Origin of the sequence: Leifsonia sp. 2MCAF36 (genome assembly GCF_052115525.1) — a bacterium.
Classification (GTDB): Bacteria; Actinomycetota; Actinomycetes; order Actinomycetales; family Microbacteriaceae; genus Leifsonia.
The window spans coordinates 65,264-83,171 of the sequence record NZ_JBFRGV010000010.1; the positions used below are offsets into that span (position 1 = coordinate 65,264).

Here is a 17,908-nt window from a genome sequence, read left to right on the forward strand (position 1 = left end):
GGGTCTCGGCGACGGCGACGCCCCACGTCGATCCGCACAGGACCGCCCGGAACGCCGCCTAGCTTCGGCGGTCGCGCAGGCGTCGGCGCAGAGCGCGGGCGGCGAATGCCGCACGCGTCGAAGCGGTGCACCGGACGGAAAGCATGAGTCAACCCTAGCGCTCCTTCCCCGACCGCCGCCAAATCCGGCCGGTCGGCGTACGCCCGCGGCACCGTGCGCCGCTGTTCGTACCATGCGCCGCCGCTCGCGCAGCGGCGCATGGTACGAACGGCGGCGTACACGCCCAGCGGGTGAGGGGACACGCGGCGCTACTCGCGGATGGCTGCGCCGTAGAGGTCGGCGGCGCGGGCGGAGCCGGCCAGTTTGGCTTCGCTCGCCTCGGCCGCGGTCAGGGTGCGGTCGTCGGCGCGGAAGCGCAACGCGAACGTGAGGCTCTTCGTGGCGTCCGGGAGACCGGGGCCGCGGTAGTCGTCGACGAGCCGGATGTCTTCGAGGAGCGGACCGGCACCCTCCCGGACCGCGCGCAGCACGTCGCCCGCGGGCACCTCGACGGGTACGACGAGGGAGAGATCCTGCGTGGCCGCCGGGAAGCCCGCGATCACGCCCGCCACGATGTCCGCCGGCGCGACTGCGATGAGCGCGTCCAGGTCGAGTTCGAAGACCGCGACCACGCGCGGAAGGTCGAGCTCGTGGGCGAGCGCGGGCAGCAGCTCTCCTGCGTAGCCGACCGGCACCTGGGTGCCGTCTGCCGCCAGCGCGACCAGCTGTGCCGTCCGGCCCGGGTGAAGGGCCTGGTGCGACGACTGGACGACGTCCACGACCACGCCGACCGCCGCGGCGGTCTGACGCACCATGTCGAGCGCGTCGATCAGGCCGCCGGGCGTCGCGGGCATCCCCGGCTGCTTGTCGACGACGTCGCCGACGACGAGTCCCGCGAGGAACCGCGGCTGCGCAGGGATGCCGGCGTTGAGTTCGGCGAGCACGTCCGCTCCCGGTCGCGCGGCGCCCGGCGGCAGCGACGTGCTGCCGACGGAGCCGTCGGACGGGCGGAACACTGTGCCGAGCTCGTACACGCGCAGGTCGACGAGTCCGCGGGCGAGGTTGCGCTTCGCTGCGTCGAGCAGGCCGGGAAGCAGCGACGTGCGCAGGTAGGGCGCGGTGGCGTCGAGCGCGTTGGCGAGGCGCACGGCCGGGACGTGACCGGTCGCGTCGGCTCGGCCGAAGCGGTCGTTCTGCGCCTCGCTGACAAAGGGGAAGGACAGCACCTCGGTGGAGCCGTTGTCCGCGAGGGTCTGCGCGACGGCGCGGCGCAGCCGCTGCTCACGGGAGAGGCCGCGACCCGGAGGCGCGACCGGCAGCACGGAGGGGATGCGGTCGTACCCGACGATGCGGGCGACCTCTTCCGCGAGGTCGGACTTGTCGCGCAGGTCGGGACGCCAGGTCGGCGGCGCCACGAGCAGTCCGTCGGCTGTCTCCGTCACGCCGCCACCGATCTCGGCGAGGGCACTGCGGATCTCGTCGTCGGTGTAGTCCACGCCGATCAGCGCCGAGAGGTAGCCGTCCGGAAGGCGGATGGCGTCTGCGGTCTGGGATGCGTCGAGCAACGAGCCGAGGTCGTCCGCGCGGCCGCCGGCGAGCTGCTCCAACAGCTGCACCACGCGGCCTGCTGCCGCCACCGCGACCTGCGGGTCGACACCGCGCTCGAAGCGCTTGGACGCCTCGCTGGGCAGCTTGTGCCGGCGGGCCGTGCGCGCGATCGACACCGGGTCGAAGTTCGCCGCCTCGATGAGGACGTTGCGCGTGCCCGCGCCGATCTCGGTGGAGGCGCCTCCCATCACGCCGGCCAGGCCGATCGGGCCCGAGTCGTCGGTGATCACGAGGTCTTCGGCGTCGAGCGTGCGGGTCTGGTCGTCCAGGGTGACCAGCTTCTCCCCCGCCGTCGCGCGGCGCACCACGATGCCGCCCGAGAGTTTGTCGAGGTCGTAGCCGTGGATCGGCTCTCCCAGTTCGAGCATCACGTAGTTGGTGATGTCGACGATGAGCGAGATGGAGCGGATGCCGGCGAGCTTGAGCCGGGCGATCATCCACGCGGGGGTCGGGCGGGTGGCATCCACGTCGCGCACCACTCGGGTCACGAACACACTCGCACCGACGTGACCCCGGATGGGCGCCGCGTCGTCGACCGTGACGCTGAAGCCGCTCGCGTGGTTCGCGCTGACCGGGACGGCCTGCGCCGGGTCGCGGAAGGCCGCGCCGGTCGCGTGCGAGTACTCCCGGGCGATACCGCGGATCGAGAAGGCGTACCCGCGGTCGGGCGTGACGTTCACCTCGACAGCCGCGTCGTCGAGGCCGAGCAGGCTGACGGCGTCGGTGCCGACCTCGGGATCGAGGCCGAGCGTGGTCAGCCGCAGGATGCCGTCGTGGTCCTGGCCGAGGCCGAGCTCGCGCGCCGAGGCGATCATGCCGTCGGAGACGTGGCCGTAGGTCTTGCGGGCCGCGATCGGGAAGGGGCCGGGCAGCACCGCGCCCGGCAGCGTCACCACGACCTTGTCGCCCTCGAAGAAGTTGCGGGCGCCGCAGACGATGCCGCGCACGTCGGCACCGCCGTCAGCTGCGGTCTCGCCCTCGGGCGCTACCCGCACCTGGCACCAGCGGATCGTCTTGCCGTTGGTCTGCGGCTCCTCGACGAACTCGAGCACCTGGCCGACGACGATCGGACCGGAGAGCTCGAAGGTGTGGATGTCCTCCTCCTCGAGCCCGACGGACACGAGGGCGGCATGCACCTCTTCCGGCGTCGTTCCGGGCTCCAGGTCGACGAACTCGCCGAGCCAACTCAGAGGGACGCGCATCAGACCACCATTCCGAACTGCTGGGAGAACCGCACATCGCCCTCGGCCATGTCGCGCATGTCTTTGACGTCGTTGCGGAACATCAGCGCCCGCTCCACGCCCACACCGAACGCGAAGCCGGAGTAGACCTCGGGGTCGATGCCCGCCGAACGCAGGACGTTCGGGTTGACCATGCCGCAGCCGCCCCACTCGATCCAGCGCGCTCCGCCCTTGAAGGTCGGATGCCACAGGTCGAGCTCCGCGCTCGGCTCGGTGAACGGGAAGTAGTTGGGTCGGAGGCGCACGCGCGCGTCCTCGCCGAACAGCGTCTTCACGAAGTGATCGAGCGTCCCGCGCAGGTGCGCCATGGTGAGTCCCTTGTCGACCGCGATGCCCTCCGTCTGGTGGAACACCGGAAGGTGCGTCGCGTCGAACTCGTCCGTGCGGAACACCCGGCCCGGCGCGATCCGATACACGGGGAGGTCGTCGCCGAGGAGGGCGCGCAGCTGCACCGGGGACGTGTGGGTGCGCATCACCAGGTGGGCGTCGGTCGGCTCGACGAAGAAGGTGTCCTGCATCGCACGCGCCGGGTGGTCGGCGTCGAAGTTCAGCGCGTCGAAGTTGTACCACTCGCTCTCGAGCTCCGGGCCTTCTGCGACCTCCCAGCCCATCCCGACGAAGACGTCGGCGACGCGCTCCTGGAGGAGGCTGAGAGGATGACGCGCGCCGGGCGTCCACCGCGACGGGAGGGCGGTGACGTCGACGGTCTCGGCGGCGAGCTGAGCCGCCTCCTCCGCTGCCGCGATCTCGGCCTCTTTGGCCGTGAACGCCTGGTTGACACGCGCACGGGCGCCACCGACCAGCTTGCCCGCTGCGGCCTTCTGGTCGCCGGGCAGCGAGCGGATGCTCGCGTTCAGCTGGGCGAGCGGCGAGTGCTCTGCGGTGTGGTCATGGCGCACCGCCTTCAAGGCCGCCGAGTCGCTCGCGGCGTCGATCGCGGCGAGGGCCGCGCCGACCGCCGCCTCGACGGCGGATTCGGTGATCTCCGTGGTATCTGACACAGTCACCCAGTCTAGTCGGCGCGGGCACGCGCTCCCGGCCCCGAGCCGGGACTGTGGACAGCCGGGATGCCTGTGGACGAGCGGGCTCAGGTGCGCTGGGCGAATGCCGATTCGTAGAGGCAGACGGAGGCCGCCGTGGCGAGGTTCATCGACTCCGCCCGGCCGTAGATCGGCACGGTGACGACGCGATCCACCAGCGTCAGCAGCTCGTCAGCGAGGCCGTGCGCCTCGTTGCCGAACACCCATGCGGTCGGCTGTGCGAGCTCGCCGTCGCGGCGCGCGGACAACAGGTCTTCACCCTTGATGTCGGCGGCGAGCACCTGGAGGCCTGCAGAGTGGGCGCGGCCGATGACATCCGCCAGGTCGGCCCCGACCGCCACCGGAAGATGGAACAGCGACCCGGTGGTCGAGCGGACCACCTTGGGGTTGTACAGGTCGACCGTCCGGCCGGTCAGCACCACGGCGTCGGCGCCCGCCGAGTCGGCGGCACGGATGATGGTGCCCGCGTTGCCGGGATCCCGTACCTCTTCGAGGATGGCCACGAGTTTCGGCTCGCCCGCGAAGATCTCACGGATCGAGGTCGGGAACTGCCGGGCGACGGCCACGAAGCCCTGAGGCGTGACGGTGTCGGCCATCGCATCCAGCACGTGCTCGGAGACGTACTCGACTTCGAGGTCGACCTCCGCCGCCAGGCGGGCGATCTCCGGGTACCGCTCCAGGGCGGTCGGCGTCGCGAACAGGTCGACCATCAGCTCGGGGCGGAAGGTGAGGGCCTCGAGCACGGCCTGCGGTCCCTCCAGCAGGAACAGCCCGGTCTCGGACCGGGCGGAGCGCTTGGCGAGTTTGGCGACGGCCCTGACGCGCGGAGAGCGAGGGTTGTCCAGCATGGCACCAGCATATGGGGCGGTGAACCGAACGGTGGCGTGTCCCGGATGAAGGGCAAGCGGATGGTGGCTGAACGTGTGGAGAGTGTCGGAAAAAGGAGGAGGTGCGGTTCGACACGCCGAGTGGAAGCCGGATACGGAGGATGGCCGCGCCGGGACCACTTGAAGCTCCTCCGTTTCCCGCGGCCGGCGTCGCGCGTCCGCAAAACGGAATGGTGGTCGCAGTCCCCTGAAAACCAGGGACTACGACCACCATGGCCGTTCGTGCACGAGTTACGCCGCGGCGTCCGCCTTCGGGGCCGACGTGTCGGCCGGCAGGGCCTTCCGGGCGGTCTCGACGAGGGCCGCGAAGGTCGCGGGCTCGGTGATGGCCAGGTCGGCGAGGATGCGGCGGTCGACCTCGACGCCAGCCAGGGCCAGGCCCTGGATGAAGCGGTTGTAGGTCAGGCCGTTGGCGCGGGACGCGGCGTTGATCCGCTGGATCCAGAGACGGCGGAAGTCGCCCTTCTTCTGGCGACGGTCACGGTACGCGTAGACGAGGGAGTGGGTGACCTGCTCCTTCGCCTTGCGGTAGAGGCGCGACCGCTGACCGCGGTAGCCCTCTGCGCGCTCGAGGATGACCCGACGCTTCTTGTGGGCGTTGACGGCCCTCTTCACTCTTGCCATTAGTGGATTTCCTTAACTACGTCGGGTGGATTACTTGCCGAGCATCCGGCGGATGACCTTGGCATCCACCTCGGGCACGACCTGCTCGGCGTTCAGCCGACGCTTGCGGCTGCTGGACTTGAGCTCCAGGTTGTGGCGCATGCCGGACTGCTGCTTCATGACCTTGCCGCTGCCGGTGATCTTGAAGCGCTTCTTAGCGCCGGAGTGGGTCTTCTGCTTGGGCATTAGTTCTCCTCGTTCGTCGCCTGGACGGGCGAACTCTCGTCGGACTGAGCAGCATCCGCTGCGTCAGCAACCGGCTCCTGGTCGCGCCCCTGGGCGCGCGCCTTGGAGGCGGCACGTACTGCGTTGGCCTCTTGCTTTGCTTCGGCCTTGTTCTTCATCGGGCTGATGATCATCACCATGTTGCGCCCGTCGATCATGGGGCTGGACTCGACCGTGCCGAGCTCGGCGACATCCTCCGCGAAGCGCTGCAGGAGGCGCACACCCTGGTCCGGGCGCGACTGCTCGCGGCCTCGGAAAAGGATCATGGCCTTCACCTTGTCGCCGGCCTTCAGGAAGCCTTCGGCGCGCTTGCGCTTGGTCTCGTAGTCGTGCTTGTCGATCTTGAGGCGGAAGCGGACCTCTTTGAGGATCGTGTTCGCCTGGTTGCGCCGGGCCTCCTTGGCCTTCTGCGCAGCCTCGTACTTGAACTTGCCGTAGTCCATGATCTTCGCGACCGGCGGCTTGGAGTTGGGCGCTACTTCGACCAGGTCGAGGTCGGCCTCCTGCGCGAGTCGCAATGCGACCTCGATCTTGACGACACCGACCTGCTCTCCGCTGGGGCCGACGAGTCGAACTTCGGGGACGCGGATACGGTCATTCGTACGGGGATCGCTGATGTCTGTCTCCTCTGATCAAGCGATGATTCTCGGCCACGGACTGTCGGTGACGGTCCGGCGAAAGAGGAGGTTCCACGCACCAGCCGGCCTGTGCTCAGTGATTCCGGAGAATCTGATAGCACCGGCCTGGTACCGCACCCTGTCTACCCCCGCGTTCACACGCGTTGGCGGAGTGCAATGACCCGGTAACCTATAAAACGGTCAAGCGCGGGTGGGAGGAATCTCCACTTTCGTACCGGGACAGAAGTCCCGGAGCCCGAACGATTCTAACAGAGGAATGCAGTGAGCGACACATCCTTCACCTTCGACGACTCCGCGGACGATCTCGACGGCGTCGCGGACGCCACGCGGGACATCGCGGAGGTCCCCGCAGTCGAGGTGATCACCACCACCGCCGTCCACCTGATGAGTGCCGCCGCCGTGAAGTGCGGCCTGGCGGACGATCCCGAGCACCAGACCGACCTGGATGAGGCGCGAAAGCTCATCGACGCCCTCGCCGGCCTCGTCACCGCGAGCGCCCAGCACGTCGGCGACCAGCACGCGCGCAGCCTCCGCGACGGCCTCCGCTCGCTACAGCTGGCCTTCCGCGAGGCGTCCGCCATCCCGGATGAGATCGGCAAAGGCCCCGGCGAGAAGTACACCGGCCCCGTCAGCTGACATGGCCTTCACCCCGCCGCCGGCGTTCACCACCCGGCCGACCCTGCAGGGCCGGTTCGGGATGAGTGCGTCCACCCACTGGCTGGCGACCGGGGCCGCGCAGGCGGTACTGGAGCGGGGCGGCAACGCGTTCGACGCCGCAGTGACCGGCGCGTTCGTCCTGCACGTCGTCGAACCGCACCTGAACGGCCCGGGCGGCGACCTGGTCGCCCTGTTCGCCACCGCGGACGACCCGACCCCGGTGGTGCTCTCCGGCCAGGGCCCGGCGCCGGCGGGCGCCACCCGAGAGCACTACCTTGCCGAGGGGCTGGAGCTGGTGCCCGGCTCCGGCGCGCTGGCCGCCGCCGTGCCGGGCGCAGTGGATGCGTGGCTCCTCCTGCTGAAGGACCACGGAACGTGGGAGCTCGCCGACGTCCTGGCGTTCGCGATCGAGTACGCCGAGGGCGGCCATCCGGTCCTCGAGCGGGTGTGTGCGACGATCCGCGCGGTCGCACCGCTCTTCACCGAGCACTGGCCGACGTCCGCCGAGCGCTGGATGCCGGGCGGCCGGATCCCGGAGCCCGGGGAACTGATCACGGCCCCCGCGTATGCCCGCGTGCTGCGCGAACTGATCGCAGCAGGTGCCGACGCCGCCTCGCGCGAGGAGCGGATCGAGGCGGCACGCACCGAGTGGGCCACCGGGACGGTCGCGCAGGCGGTTGCCGCGTTCGTGCGCACGCCCCATCGGCACTCCGACGGCGGCGACCATGCCGGCGTCATCGCCGAGGCCGACTTCGCGGAGTACCGGGCGCAGTACGAGGACGCGGTGACCCTGGAGTTCCGCGGCCACATCATCGCGAAGGCCGGCGCGTGGGGTCAGGGGCCCGCCCTGCTGGCGACCCTGGCCATCTTGGACGGCTTCGACGACGAGCGCCTCGACCCGTCGACCGAGCTGGGCGCCCACACCGTGCTGGAGGCGCAGAAGCTCGCGTACGCGGACCGGGACGCCTACTTCGGCGACTCCCGCGTCCCGCTCGAGACGCTGCTCTCCGCGGGCTACGCCACCGAACGCCGGGCGCTGATCGGCGAGAGCGCGTCGGCCGAGTTCCGGCCGGGCACGGTGCCGGGCGTCGAACCGTTCCTGCCGCCGCTCCGCACGGAGTACACGCCGCCGTCCGGCATCGCCGGTCAGGGCGTCGGCGGGGGCGTCGGCGAGCCGACGGTGTCGCGCACCGGCGAGACGCGCGGCGACACCTGCCACATCGACGTCGTCGACCGCTGGGGGAACATCGTGTCGGCCACGCCATCCGGAGGCTGGCTGCAGTCGTCGCCGACCGTCCCGGAACTGGGTTTCTGCCTCGGCACGCGCCTGCAGATGACGTGGCTGGAGGAGGGGTCGCCCGCCACTCTGACCCCGGGCAAGCGGCCGCGGACCACGTTGACGCCGACCCTCGTCCTGAGCGACGGCGTGCCCGTCACCGCCCTGGGCTCACCGGGCGGCGACCAGCAGGACCAGTGGCAACTGCTCTACCTGCTGCGCACCATCGTCGGCGGGTACACGCCGCAGCAGGCCATCGACGCTCCGGCGCTGCACACCACCTCGATCGCGGAGTCGTTCTGGCCGCGCACCTGGGTGCCGGCGGGGGCGGTGGTGGAGTCGCGACTCGGCGACGAGGTCATCGCCGGGCTGGAGGCGCGCGGCCACCGGATCACCCGGGCAGGAGAGTGGACGCTGGGCCGGCTGTCGTCGGTGGGGCGGGATGCCGAGACCGGCATCCTGAGCGCCGCGGCGAACGCGCGCGGCATGCAGGGCTACGCGGCCGGGCGCTGAGCCCGCGCGGCGGTTTGTAGCCACGGCGGTCGTTCGCGCAGCGGCGGACGCGACAAACGGCGGCGGACGTCGCGGCGGGAACCGGCGCGGCGGGACGGGAACCGGCGCTGGCGTCAGTCGACGGAGGCGACGGCCCGGCGGACGGCCTCCACCGTCCTCTCGGCCTCGGCGGAGTCGGTGAGCCAGTTGCTGACGGAGAAGCGCAGCACGGCCTGCCCGCGCCAGCTCGACGGAGACGCCAGCGCGACACCGTCAGCGAGGAGTGCCTGCCCGACCGCCCGGGTGCGCTCGTCGCTCCCGAAGGCGGCGCACACCTGGGTGTACACCACGTCGTTCAGCACCTCGGCGCCGGGAATCGTGCGGATGCCGTCGGCGATCATCGCGGCGCCATCCGCCAGCCCTTGCACCAGCTCGCTCGCGCCCTCGCGCCCCAGCTGGGCGAGCGCTGCGTAGACCGGCACGCCCCTGGCGCGGCGGGAGAGCTCCAGCACCCGGTCGGCCGGGTCCGCCACGTCGGCGGAGGACGCCAGGTAGGCGGCGTGCTGCGCGACGGCGCGGTGCAAGGCGTCCGGGTCGGCGACGACCGCGATCCCGCAGTCGTACGGGATGCTGAGGGTCTTGTGCGCGTCCGTCGCCCACGAGTCGGCGTGTTCGAGGCCGGTCGTGAGCGCCCGCAACCGCGGTGCGGCGGCCGCCCACAGGCCGAACGCTCCGTCGACATGCGCCCAGGCGCCGGCGTCGTGCGCGATCCCGATCAGCTCCCCGAGCGGGTCGAACGCGCCCGAGTGGATGTTGCCCGCCTGCAGGCACACCACCGCCGGCCCGCTCCCCTCGGCGAGCGCCTCCCGCAGTGCATCGGGCCGCATCCGCCCCTGGTCGTCGACGGCGACCACCCGGCCGCGTCCGAGCCCGGCCACCAGGCCCGCGCTGTCGACGGACCCGTGACGCTCCGCGCCGACCAGGAAACGGATGGCCGGACCTCCGGCGATCCCCCGCTCCTGCGGGTCCCATCCTGCGCGCCGGAGCACTTCATCCCGCGCGGCGATGAGCCCGACGAGCGTGGCCACCGTCGCGCCGGTGACGAACCCGACGTCGGCGGTCCCCGGCAGGCCGAGCAGGTCGAGCAGCCAGGCGCCGGCGAGCTCCTCCGCCGCGACGACGCCGGGCGTGACGGAGCGGAGGCCGCCGTTCTGGTCCCAGGCAGCGACGAGCCAGTCCGCGCCGAGTGCCACCGGCTGGGTGCCGCCCATGACCCAGCCGTGGAAGCGGGGCGAGCCGATCCGCATCAGCCCAGGCTCGATCGCTTCGGCCATCCGACGGAGCACATCGGTCGGGGCCGGGCCGCGGTCGGGCAGCTCGCGCCCGAGCGCATCCTTCACCTGCTCGATGCCCACGGTGGGTGGGATGCGGCCCTCGCGCGTCCCATCCAACCAGCGCCCGGCGAGTACGACAGCCTCGTCGAGCACCGGGCCGAACGCCTCCCGATCGCTCACACGGGCATGCTAGTGCCCGGCCGAGGCGCTCGGCACTGCTGGTTTCGGGCTCCCGCACGTCACCAGACCGGCGGACGCCGATCCTGCCAGCGGACCCGCCGTTCGAGCTGCGTCGCCAGCGACAGCAGCGTCCGCTCGCCTCCCGGCCGGCCGATCAGCTGGACCCCCATCGGCAGGCCCTCCGCCGTCTGCGAGACGGGAAGCACGATCCCCGGCAACCCGGTGACGTTGAGCATCGAGGTGAACGGCGTGTACTGCACCTGCTGGGCGAAGTTGCGCTCGCCGTCCTCCTGGTCGTACCAGCCGACCGGTCGCGGGGTCATCGCCATCGCCGGCGTCAGCACGGCGTCGAACGACGACAGCTGCCGGATGAACGACCGCTCGTACGCGGTCAGCAACGTCAGAGCCTCGCTCAGCTCGCGGGCGCTGAGCGCACGGCCCCGGTCCACCAGCCAGGCGGTCAACGGTTCGAGCAGCCCCAGCGACTCTCCCTCCGCCGGGATCCGCGCGGCGCCCGCCTGCCAGATCGTCCGGAACGCGGGCGCGTAGGTGTCGTCCGGCTCCAGCGCGGTCTCCTCGATACCGTGACCCATCGACGAGAAGGCATCGATGGCGGCGGCGAGCGCGTCGCTTGCCTCGGGCGCGATGCTGATGTCGTATGCGCCGTCCCAGGCGGAGGTCGTCATGACGCCGAGCTGGAACCGGCCCTCCCCGCGCACGGCGGTGCCGAGGAACGGGCCGTCGTCGTCGTACGGGGCGCGGAGCGTGTAGTGGTGGTCGATCCGTCCGTTGTGCTTGGCGATCATCCCGTCGAGGAGCATCGCCGCGTCCGCGGTGGTCCGGGCGAGCGGTCCGTCGACGACGAGGCCCGCCAGCGAAGCGATGCCGCTCCCCGCCGGCACCAGCCCGCGAGTCGGCTTAAGTCCGACGAGGCCGCACGCCGCCGCCGGGATGCGGACCGAACCGCCACCGTCCGAGCCCGGCGCGAAGGGCAGCATTCCGCTCGCGACCGCCACCGCCGCTCCCCCGCTCGACCCGCCTGCACCGAGCTCCGGGTTCCACGGGTTGCGGGCGGGCGGGGCCGCGAGCGATTCGGTGTACGCGGGGAGCCCGAACTCGGGCGCATTCGTCTTCCCCAGGCTGACCGCGCCCGCCGCGTCGAGCGTCTCGACGATCTCGTCGCTCTCCTCCGGAACGAACCCGGCCATCGCCCGCGACCCGAACCCGGTCGGCACGCCGGCGCGCATCCACAGGTCTTTGTCGCCCGACGGCAGGCCCCACAGCGGTGCCGTCTTCGGGAGGTGCTCGGCGACGTCGTCCGCCCGCTGGAGCGCCTGGTCGCGGGTGACGGTCACGAATGCGCCGAGCTGCGGGTTCAGCCGCTCGATCCTGTCCAGGTAGTGGGAGGCGAGCTCGCGGGGCGACACGCGCCCGGTCTGCAGCTCCTGCCAGAGTTCGAGCGCTGTCAGCTCGTGGAGGTCGGCCATCTGGCCAGGCTAGCCGAGGCCGTGATCGGGTTCGAGGAACTCGATGATCGCCCGGTTGAAGGCGGCAGGGTCGACGTTGTACTCCCAGCAGTGGTCGGCCGGCGAGAGTTCGACCAGCCGCACCAGGCGGGGATTGGCCATCGCGAACAGCACCGACGACGAGAGCGGCACCTCCCGGTCGCCGTCGGAGTGGATCACCAGCGTCGGAAGAGTCAGCCTCCCAGGGCGCGCCCAGTCGAGCCGGTCGAAGTCGATCGGCCGGCTGAGCCCGACCCGGGCGCTCGCCGACCCGCTCGCGAGCGCACGGATCGCCAGCCCGGCGGTCCACCCGGGGAGGAGCCGCTCCTGGACGCCCTTCCGGATCACGGCGCGCCAGTCGGTCACCGGTCCGATGAGCACCAGCCTGTCGAGGGATGCGCGGTGCGCGCTGCGCTCGCTGAGCTGCAGCGCGACGGCCCCGCCGAGGGACCAGCCGACCAGCACCACCCGCTGGGCTCCGTGGTCCAGCGCGAAGCCGATGGCCGCATCCACGTCCTCCCACTCCGTCATGCCCAGAGTGGAGGCGTCGCCCGGCGCTGCCGGAGCCTCCCCGTCTCCGCGGAAGGAGACAACGAGCGAGGTCATGCCGAGGGCATCGGTCGCGTGGACCGAGCGGAGGGCGGTGACGCGCGTCGTGCTCCAGCCGTGGATGTGGATCGCCCAGACGGCGGACCGTCTCGGTCGCCCCGTCTCGATCAGCCAGGCTGGGGCCTCCCCGCCCGGAACCTCGATCAGCACCTCGCGGAACGGTCGCCGCAGCGAGGCGGGACCCGGGTGGAGGTGCCCCGTCCAGTAACCGGTATCGGCTGCGGCCAGGTCGCCGGTGACGTGGAGCAGCTCTCGCGTCACCGTTCCCGCCTCCCGGTCGTGCGACCGGGCGTGGCCGACGACCGCATGCCCGTCCACACCGAACCACAACCCGAACTGCCCGCGGTGCAGGGTCCGCCGATCGGCCTGCAGAGTCACGCTCGTCTCGGTGCTGGCGTGGATGCGCGTGGCGGTGAGCGCCCGCCGTCGCACCACGGTGCGCGCCAGCCGGTCTCCGGCGCGGCGCGCTCCCCAGACCGCGCCGACCACTGCCAGCGCGGCGACGACGCCCAGAAACCATCCCATACCCAGTAGGACGTTCCGTCTACGCGAATCGTGACGCGTGCGGATCACTATTGACAAGAAGGGGCCGAACCTGATTGGTTAGTTACATGAGTAATGAACCGGTGAAGCCCGGATGATCGACGAAGGCAAACCGATCTTCGTCCAGATCGCCGAACAGATCGAAGACGACATCATCGACGGGATCTACCCCGCCGAGACGCAGGTGCCGTCGACGAACGAGTTCGCCGCCTTCCACCGGATCAACCCCGCGACGGCGGGCAAAGGCATGGGTCTCCTCGTCGACGAAGGGATCCTCTACAAGAAGCGGGGAATCGGCATGTTCGTCACCGAAGGGGCGCGGGAGCGACTCATCGCCAAGCGTCGGGACGCGTTCCCAGCCGAGTATCTGGGCCCCCTCCTCACCGAGGCCGCCAAGCTCGGCATCGGCCCCGACGAGCTCACCCGCATGATCCAGACGGCTCTGCCGTCCCCGACGAAAGGAGTGAGCGCATGAGCGCCACCCTCGCCTTCCCCGGCCCGGCTGTCCAGGTGACGGGCCTGACCAAGCGGTTCGGACGCGTCAGCGCGATAGACGACGTCAGCCTCACCATCGCGCCCGGTCGCATCCACGGCCTGCTCGGCCGAAACGGCGCGGGCAAGACCACCTTGATGCAGCTCATCACCGGGCAGGACTTCCCCAGCGCCGGCGACATCCGGGTCTTCGGCGAGCCGCCGACCGAGAACGCCCGCGTGCTGCAGAACATCTGCTTCATCAAGGAGAGCCAGCGCTACCCCGAGGACTTCCAGCCCAAGCATGTGTTCCGAAGCGCTCCCTGGTTCTTCGAGAACTGGGACGCGGACTTCGCCGACCGGCTGGTCGAAGAGTTCCGGCTGCCGCTGGACCGGCGCATCAAGAAGCTCTCCCGCGGCCAGCTCTCGGCCGTCGGCGTGATCGTCGGCCTCGCCTCACGCGCACCGCTCACCTTCTTCGACGAGCCGTACCTCGGGCTGGACGCCGTCGCCCGGCAGCTGTTCTACGACCGGCTGCTGGAGGACTTCGCCGAGCATCCCCGAACCGTCGTCCTCTCCACCCATCTCATCGACGAGGTCGCCAATCTGCTGGAGCAGGTCATCGTGATCGACCAGGGCCGCATCCTCATGGACGAGGACGCCGAGACGCTGCGCACGTCCGCCACCACCGTGGTCGGGCAGCGCGCTGCCGTGGACGCCTTCGTCCGCGGACGCGATGTGCTGCACCGCGACGGTCTCGGCGGGCTCGCCTCCGTCACGGTCAGCGGCTTGGGCCCCACCGACCGGGCGGAGGCCGCAGCCGGGGGACTCGAGCTCGCGCCGGTCTCGCTCCAGCAGCTCATCGTCCGCAAGACCGACATCCGCACAGGAATCGAGCAGAGCGCATGACCGCAGCACATCCCTCACCCGCCCTCGTCGCCGCGCCCGCGGCGGGGCAGCGCATCTGGCGCGTCGTCCGGCTGAACCTGGTGAACACGTGGACCGTCATCTGGATCCCAGCCATGATCATGGGCTTCATCTGGCTCGTGAACTGGCTGATCTGGTGGATCATCTGGGCCGCCACCGCACCGGCCGACCGGGCGCAGGCGATGGATGGGACGCAGTGGAGCGGCGGCGGGTTCTACATCTTCGTCTACATGCTGGTGGTGGCCATCCAGGTGATCTCGGCCACCTTCCCCTTCGCCCTCGGGTACAGCGTGACCCGGCGCGATTTCGCCCTCGGCTCGGGGGCGACCTTCCTGCTCCTCGCCGCGGGCTACGCGCTCGGCTTCACCCTGCTGTCGGCCGTCGAGGAGTGGACGAACGGGTGGGGACTCGGCGGCCACCTGTTCACGTCGGTGTACTTCGCCGGCGCGAGTGTCGGCGGCCGGCTGTTCATCGTCTTCGGCGCGATGCTGTTCTTCTTCGCCGTCGGCGCGTTCTCCGCATCGCTCTTCATGCGCTGGCGGATGAACGGCATCCTCGTCGCGGGCGCGGTGCTTGCCCTCGTGCTGGTCGGCGCGGTCGCGCTCATCACCCTCACCGAGAGCTGGCCGGCGGTCGGCACGTGGTTCGCGGCGAGCGGGCCGGTCGGCGTGACCGCCTGGCTGCTCGTCCCGACCGTTCTCGCTGCGGTGGCCGCCTACCTGGCGCTCGGACGCGCGACACCGCGCAACTGATGGGGCCCGCGGGCCTGGACGTGGCCGGGAGAGTCGCTCCCCCGGCCACGGTTTCAGGCCATCGGCCTCACTCGACCGGCGCGGATTCCGCGCCGTCCGACGATGTCGTCGCCTCAGGCTACGGGCCGCAGTCGACGCGGAACGGAACGCCCGGTGAACTCATAGCGGGGTGAGAGCAGCAACCCGTCCACCACGTTCGCTAGCGTGGGCTCCGTGCTGGGCTATCTCTTCCTCGCGGTCGCCATCGCGACCGAGGTCGTCGCCACGACGTTCCTCAAGTTCACCGCCGGCGACAACCCGAAGTGGTGGGCGTTCGTCATCGTCGTCGTCGGCTACGTCGCGTCGTTCTTCGCCCTCTCCCTGGCCCTGGGCCGCGGGGTCCCGCTCGGGATCGCCTACGCGATCTGGTCGGCCGTCGGCGTCGCGGTCATCGCGATCATCTCCTGGGTCTTCTTCAAGGAGTCGCTCACCTGGGTGCAGATCGCCGGCCTGGTGCTGGTGATCGGCGGTGTCGGGCTCCTTGAGCTCGGCGCGCGCCACCCCGCCTGAAGTCGGTCGGCTAGGCGGAGCCGACGAACGCGCTGAGCGCCTCATCCATCGTGCGCGCCGGAGGGATGTACTCGTACACCGCTCCCACTCCGGAGGGCACATACTCCCCCTCGGTCGTCACGGTGATCTCCCCGAGCAGTCGCCCACGGCCCAGTTCGGCGTCCTCGTCGGGGAAGGAGTGGTCGTAGACGTTGTAGCGCTCGCCGTCCTCGTAGACGGTCAGGTCTTCCAGCAGCGGCATCAGAACCTCCTCGTGAACGGCAGCGGCTTGCGCATCCGGATGAGCAGCAGCAGCGGGACGAGCACGTACGGCCCGTTGTACAGCAGGAACACCACCGGGTTGGGCGTGCGGTCGCCGACCGGGCCGAAGAACTCGACGCCGAAGATGGGGATCGCCGTGAGGCTGATGATCATGGTCGCGTAGATCACGGCGAACAGCTGGATCCAGTTGAACCCCTTCACCAGGCAGACCACCAGCAGCACGTAGAACGGCAGGTAGACGAACGCGCTGGTGCCGGTGATGAACCGCAGCCACAACGGTTCGTGCATGTAGAGCGGGTCGTACTGCGACGAGTAGGTGTAGTTCCACTGCGCGAGGATGTTCGTCGTCGTCGCGGTCTGCGGGATGCCGAGGGTGGGGATGGCGTCGCTGATGATGCACGTCACGATGAACAGCGAGAACATCACGATGAAGAAGATGTCGACGGGACGCTTGCGCAGCGGCAGGTTCGCCGGCCTCGCGACTGCGGGCAATGGGGCCTGGCCGGTTCCGGGACTCACGGTGGTCACGTTCGGGAGCCTAGCGCCGCACGGCCGGTGACGGCATTCCCGCCCGCGCTGCGTCGGAGATTCGGCGCCCACGGTCGGAGATCCGCCGCGATTCAGCCGCGATCGTCCGGCGCACCGCGGTACGTCGGAGATTCGGCGCCGAATCTCCGACCGACATGCCGAGCGGGCCGCTACTTGAGCGACTTCTGCAGCAGCACCGTGCCGAGCCAGCGGTCGAACTTGTAGCCGACGCGGCCCATCCGGCCGATCTCGGTGAAGCCGAAGTTCTCGTGCATCTTGATGGAAGCCTCTGCGCCCTTGTCGGCGATCACGGCGATGATCTCCTTCAGGCCGGCCGCCTTCGACCGGTCGATGAGCTCCTGCATCAGCACCGGGCCGAGGCCCTTGCCGGTGGATGCTGCGCCGAGATAGATGGAGTTCTCCACCGTGAAGCGGTACGCGCGCTTCTGCTTCCACGGCTGCACCAGTGCGTAGCCGAGGATCTGGCCCGCGGGCGACTCGGCGACGATGAACGGCATCCCGAGCTTCTTGAGGTAGGCGTACTTGCTCTTCCACTCGCGCAACGTCATCGCATCCTCGTCGAAGGTCACGGTGCTGTTGGCGACGTAGTGGTTGTAGATCTCGCGGACGTGCGGCAGGTCTTCCGGCCGCGCGTCACGGAGGGCGTACTCGAACGGCGCCTCCGCCGGCGGCGGTTTGCGCAGGTGACGGGGCAGCACACGCCGCTCCTGGTATTCCTCTTCCAGCACCCCTCAAGCGTACGTCGCCCGTGTTGCAGCCGCGTTACGAATGCAGGGTCCAGTCGACCGGCGTCTCCCCCACCTGCTCGAGCAGGGCATTCGCCCGCGAGAACGGCTTCGAGCCGAAGAAACCGCGCGACGCCGACAGCGGGCTCGGATGCGCCGACTCGATCACCGGGTTGCCGCCCAGCAGCGGCTTCAGGGTGGATGCGTCCCGCCCCCACAGGATGGACACGAACGGCCGCCCGCGCGCGACGAGCGAGCGGATGGCGTGCTCGGTCACCGGCTCCCAGCCCTTCCCACGGTGCGAGCCGGGTTCGCCCGGGCGCACCGTCAGAACCCGGTTGAGCAGCATGACGCCGCTGTCCGACCAGCCGCTCAGGTCGCCGTGCGGCGGCGGGGTGACCCCCAGGTCGTCGCGCAGCTCGCGGTAGATGTTCTGCAGGCTCCGGGGCAGCGGGCGCACGTGGCGCTCCACGGCGAACGACAGGCCGATGGGATGCCCCGGTGTCGGGTACGGGTCCTGGCCGACGATCAGCACCCGGACATCCTGGAGCGGCGCGCGGAACGCCCGCAGAACGGAGTCTCCGGCGGGCAGGTAGGCGCGGCCGGCGGCCACCTCTCCGCGCAGGAAGGCGCCCATGTCGGCGATCCGGGCGGACACAGGGTCGAGCGCCTGCGCCCATCCCGGGTCGATGGAGCCGTCGGCGGCCAGCTCCGCCAGCGTCTTGGGCACCGGAAAC

18 protein-coding genes and 1 pseudogene are annotated in these 17,908 nt (G+C 70.6%); 6 read left to right on the forward strand and 13 right to left on the reverse strand.

What is annotated here, in order from left to right:
• Window positions 1-308: 308 nt before the first annotated feature.
• From pheT to infC, 6 genes are all read right to left on the reverse strand, one after another.
• Window positions 309-2,849: a phenylalanine--tRNA ligase subunit beta gene (gene pheT / locus AB4079_RS15460; protein ID WP_441788204.1), complete on the reverse strand. Its 2,541-nt coding sequence runs from the start codon at window positions 2,847-2,849 to the stop codon at window positions 309-311.
• Window positions 2,849-3,889 carry a phenylalanine--tRNA ligase subunit alpha gene (gene pheS / locus AB4079_RS15465; RefSeq protein WP_441788205.1) on the reverse strand — a complete coding sequence of 347 codons (1,041 nt, stop codon included), beginning with the start codon at window positions 3,887-3,889 and terminating at the stop codon, window positions 2,849-2,851. The genes pheT and pheS overlap by 1 nt, the downstream gene beginning before the upstream one ends.
• An 86-nt stretch (window positions 3,890-3,975) precedes the next feature.
• Window positions 3,976-4,776 carry a TrmH family RNA methyltransferase gene (locus AB4079_RS15470; protein ID WP_441788206.1) on the reverse strand — a complete coding sequence of 267 codons (801 nt, stop codon included), beginning with the start codon at window positions 4,774-4,776 and terminating at the stop codon, window positions 3,976-3,978.
• A 270-nt stretch (window positions 4,777-5,046) separates the two neighbouring features.
• A complete protein-coding gene (rplT, locus tag AB4079_RS15475; protein ID WP_441788207.1) occupies window positions 5,047-5,439 on the reverse strand; it encodes a 50S ribosomal protein L20 in 393 nt (130 codons plus the stop codon).
• Between the two features lie 30 nt (window positions 5,440-5,469).
• Window positions 5,470-5,664, reverse strand: a complete 195-nt coding sequence (gene rpmI / locus AB4079_RS15480) for a 50S ribosomal protein L35 (RefSeq protein ID WP_441788208.1) — start codon at window positions 5,662-5,664, stop codon at window positions 5,470-5,472.
• Window positions 5,664-6,320 carry a translation initiation factor IF-3 gene (infC, locus tag AB4079_RS15485; protein WP_441788321.1) on the reverse strand — a complete coding sequence of 219 codons (657 nt, stop codon included), beginning with the start codon at window positions 6,318-6,320 and terminating at the stop codon, window positions 5,664-5,666. The genes rpmI and infC overlap by 1 nt, the downstream gene beginning before the upstream one ends.
• A 282-nt stretch (window positions 6,321-6,602) precedes the next feature.
• On the opposite strand from infC, the gene AB4079_RS15490 reads away from it, so the two are divergent.
• Window positions 6,603-6,977 (forward strand): DUF1844 domain-containing protein, encoded by a 375-nt coding sequence (locus AB4079_RS15490; protein WP_441788209.1) that lies wholly within the window; start codon window positions 6,603-6,605, stop codon window positions 6,975-6,977.
• A 1-nt stretch (window position 6,978) separates the two neighbouring features.
• Complete coding sequence (locus tag AB4079_RS15495; RefSeq protein WP_441788210.1) at window positions 6,979-8,787, forward strand: gamma-glutamyltransferase family protein; 1,809 nt, start codon at window positions 6,979-6,981, stop codon at window positions 8,785-8,787.
• A 113-nt stretch (window positions 8,788-8,900) separates the two neighbouring features.
• Here AB4079_RS15495 and AB4079_RS15500 read toward each other — a convergent pair whose 3' ends face one another.
• The 3 genes from AB4079_RS15500 to AB4079_RS15510 are packed head-to-tail and all read right to left on the reverse strand — an operon-like array spanning window position 8,901 to window position 12,919.
• Window positions 8,901-10,280 (reverse strand): pyridoxal phosphate-dependent decarboxylase family protein, encoded by a 1,380-nt coding sequence (locus AB4079_RS15500; RefSeq protein ID WP_441788211.1) that lies wholly within the window; start codon window positions 10,278-10,280, stop codon window positions 8,901-8,903.
• Window positions 10,281-10,339: 59 nt separating this feature from the next.
• On the reverse strand, window positions 10,340-11,767 hold the full coding sequence (locus AB4079_RS15505; RefSeq protein ID WP_441788212.1) for an amidase: 1,428 nt from the start codon (window positions 11,765-11,767) through the stop codon (window positions 10,340-10,342).
• Window positions 11,768-11,776: 9 nt separating this feature from the next.
• Window positions 11,777-12,919, reverse strand: a complete 1,143-nt coding sequence (locus AB4079_RS15510) for an alpha/beta hydrolase family protein (protein ID WP_441788213.1) — start codon at window positions 12,917-12,919, stop codon at window positions 11,777-11,779.
• Between the two features lie 112 nt (window positions 12,920-13,031).
• Here AB4079_RS15510 and AB4079_RS15515 point away from each other — a divergent pair, with 112 nt between their 5' ends.
• From AB4079_RS15515 to AB4079_RS15530, 4 genes and pseudogenes are all read left to right on the forward strand, one after another.
• Window positions 13,032-13,412 carry a GntR family transcriptional regulator gene (locus AB4079_RS15515; protein ID WP_441788214.1) on the forward strand — a complete coding sequence of 127 codons (381 nt, stop codon included), beginning with the start codon at window positions 13,032-13,034 and terminating at the stop codon, window positions 13,410-13,412.
• Window positions 13,409-14,317 (forward strand): ABC transporter ATP-binding protein, encoded by a 909-nt coding sequence (locus AB4079_RS15520; protein ID WP_441788215.1) that lies wholly within the window; start codon window positions 13,409-13,411, stop codon window positions 14,315-14,317. The genes AB4079_RS15515 and AB4079_RS15520 overlap by 4 nt, the downstream gene beginning before the upstream one ends.
• Complete coding sequence (locus tag AB4079_RS15525; protein ID WP_441788216.1) at window positions 14,314-15,087, forward strand: hypothetical protein; 774 nt, start codon at window positions 14,314-14,316, stop codon at window positions 15,085-15,087. The genes AB4079_RS15520 and AB4079_RS15525 overlap by 4 nt, the downstream gene beginning before the upstream one ends.
• Window positions 15,088-15,285: 198 nt before the next feature.
• Window positions 15,286-15,636, forward strand: a pseudogene (locus AB4079_RS15530) (DMT family transporter); the annotation flags it as partial.
• A 10-nt stretch (window positions 15,637-15,646) separates the two neighbouring features.
• Here the strand turns inward: AB4079_RS15530 and AB4079_RS15535 are convergent.
• The 4 genes from AB4079_RS15535 to AB4079_RS15550 form a co-directional block, all read right to left on the reverse strand.
• On the reverse strand, window positions 15,647-15,877 hold the full coding sequence (locus AB4079_RS15535) for a hypothetical protein (RefSeq protein WP_441788217.1): 231 nt from the start codon (window positions 15,875-15,877) through the stop codon (window positions 15,647-15,649).
• On the reverse strand, window positions 15,877-16,425 hold the full coding sequence (locus AB4079_RS15540) for a DUF2781 domain-containing protein (protein WP_441788218.1): 549 nt from the start codon (window positions 16,423-16,425) through the stop codon (window positions 15,877-15,879). Before AB4079_RS15540 ends, AB4079_RS15535 begins: the two co-directional genes overlap by 1 nt.
• A gap of 170 nt (window positions 16,426-16,595) precedes the next feature.
• A complete protein-coding gene (locus tag AB4079_RS15545; RefSeq protein ID WP_441788219.1) occupies window positions 16,596-17,174 on the reverse strand; it encodes a GNAT family N-acetyltransferase in 579 nt (192 codons plus the stop codon).
• Window positions 17,175-17,208: 34 nt separating this feature from the next.
• Window positions 17,209-17,901 (reverse strand): uracil-DNA glycosylase, encoded by a 693-nt coding sequence (locus AB4079_RS15550; RefSeq protein ID WP_441788220.1) that lies wholly within the window; start codon window positions 17,899-17,901, stop codon window positions 17,209-17,211.
• Window positions 17,902-17,908 lie beyond the last annotated feature (7 nt).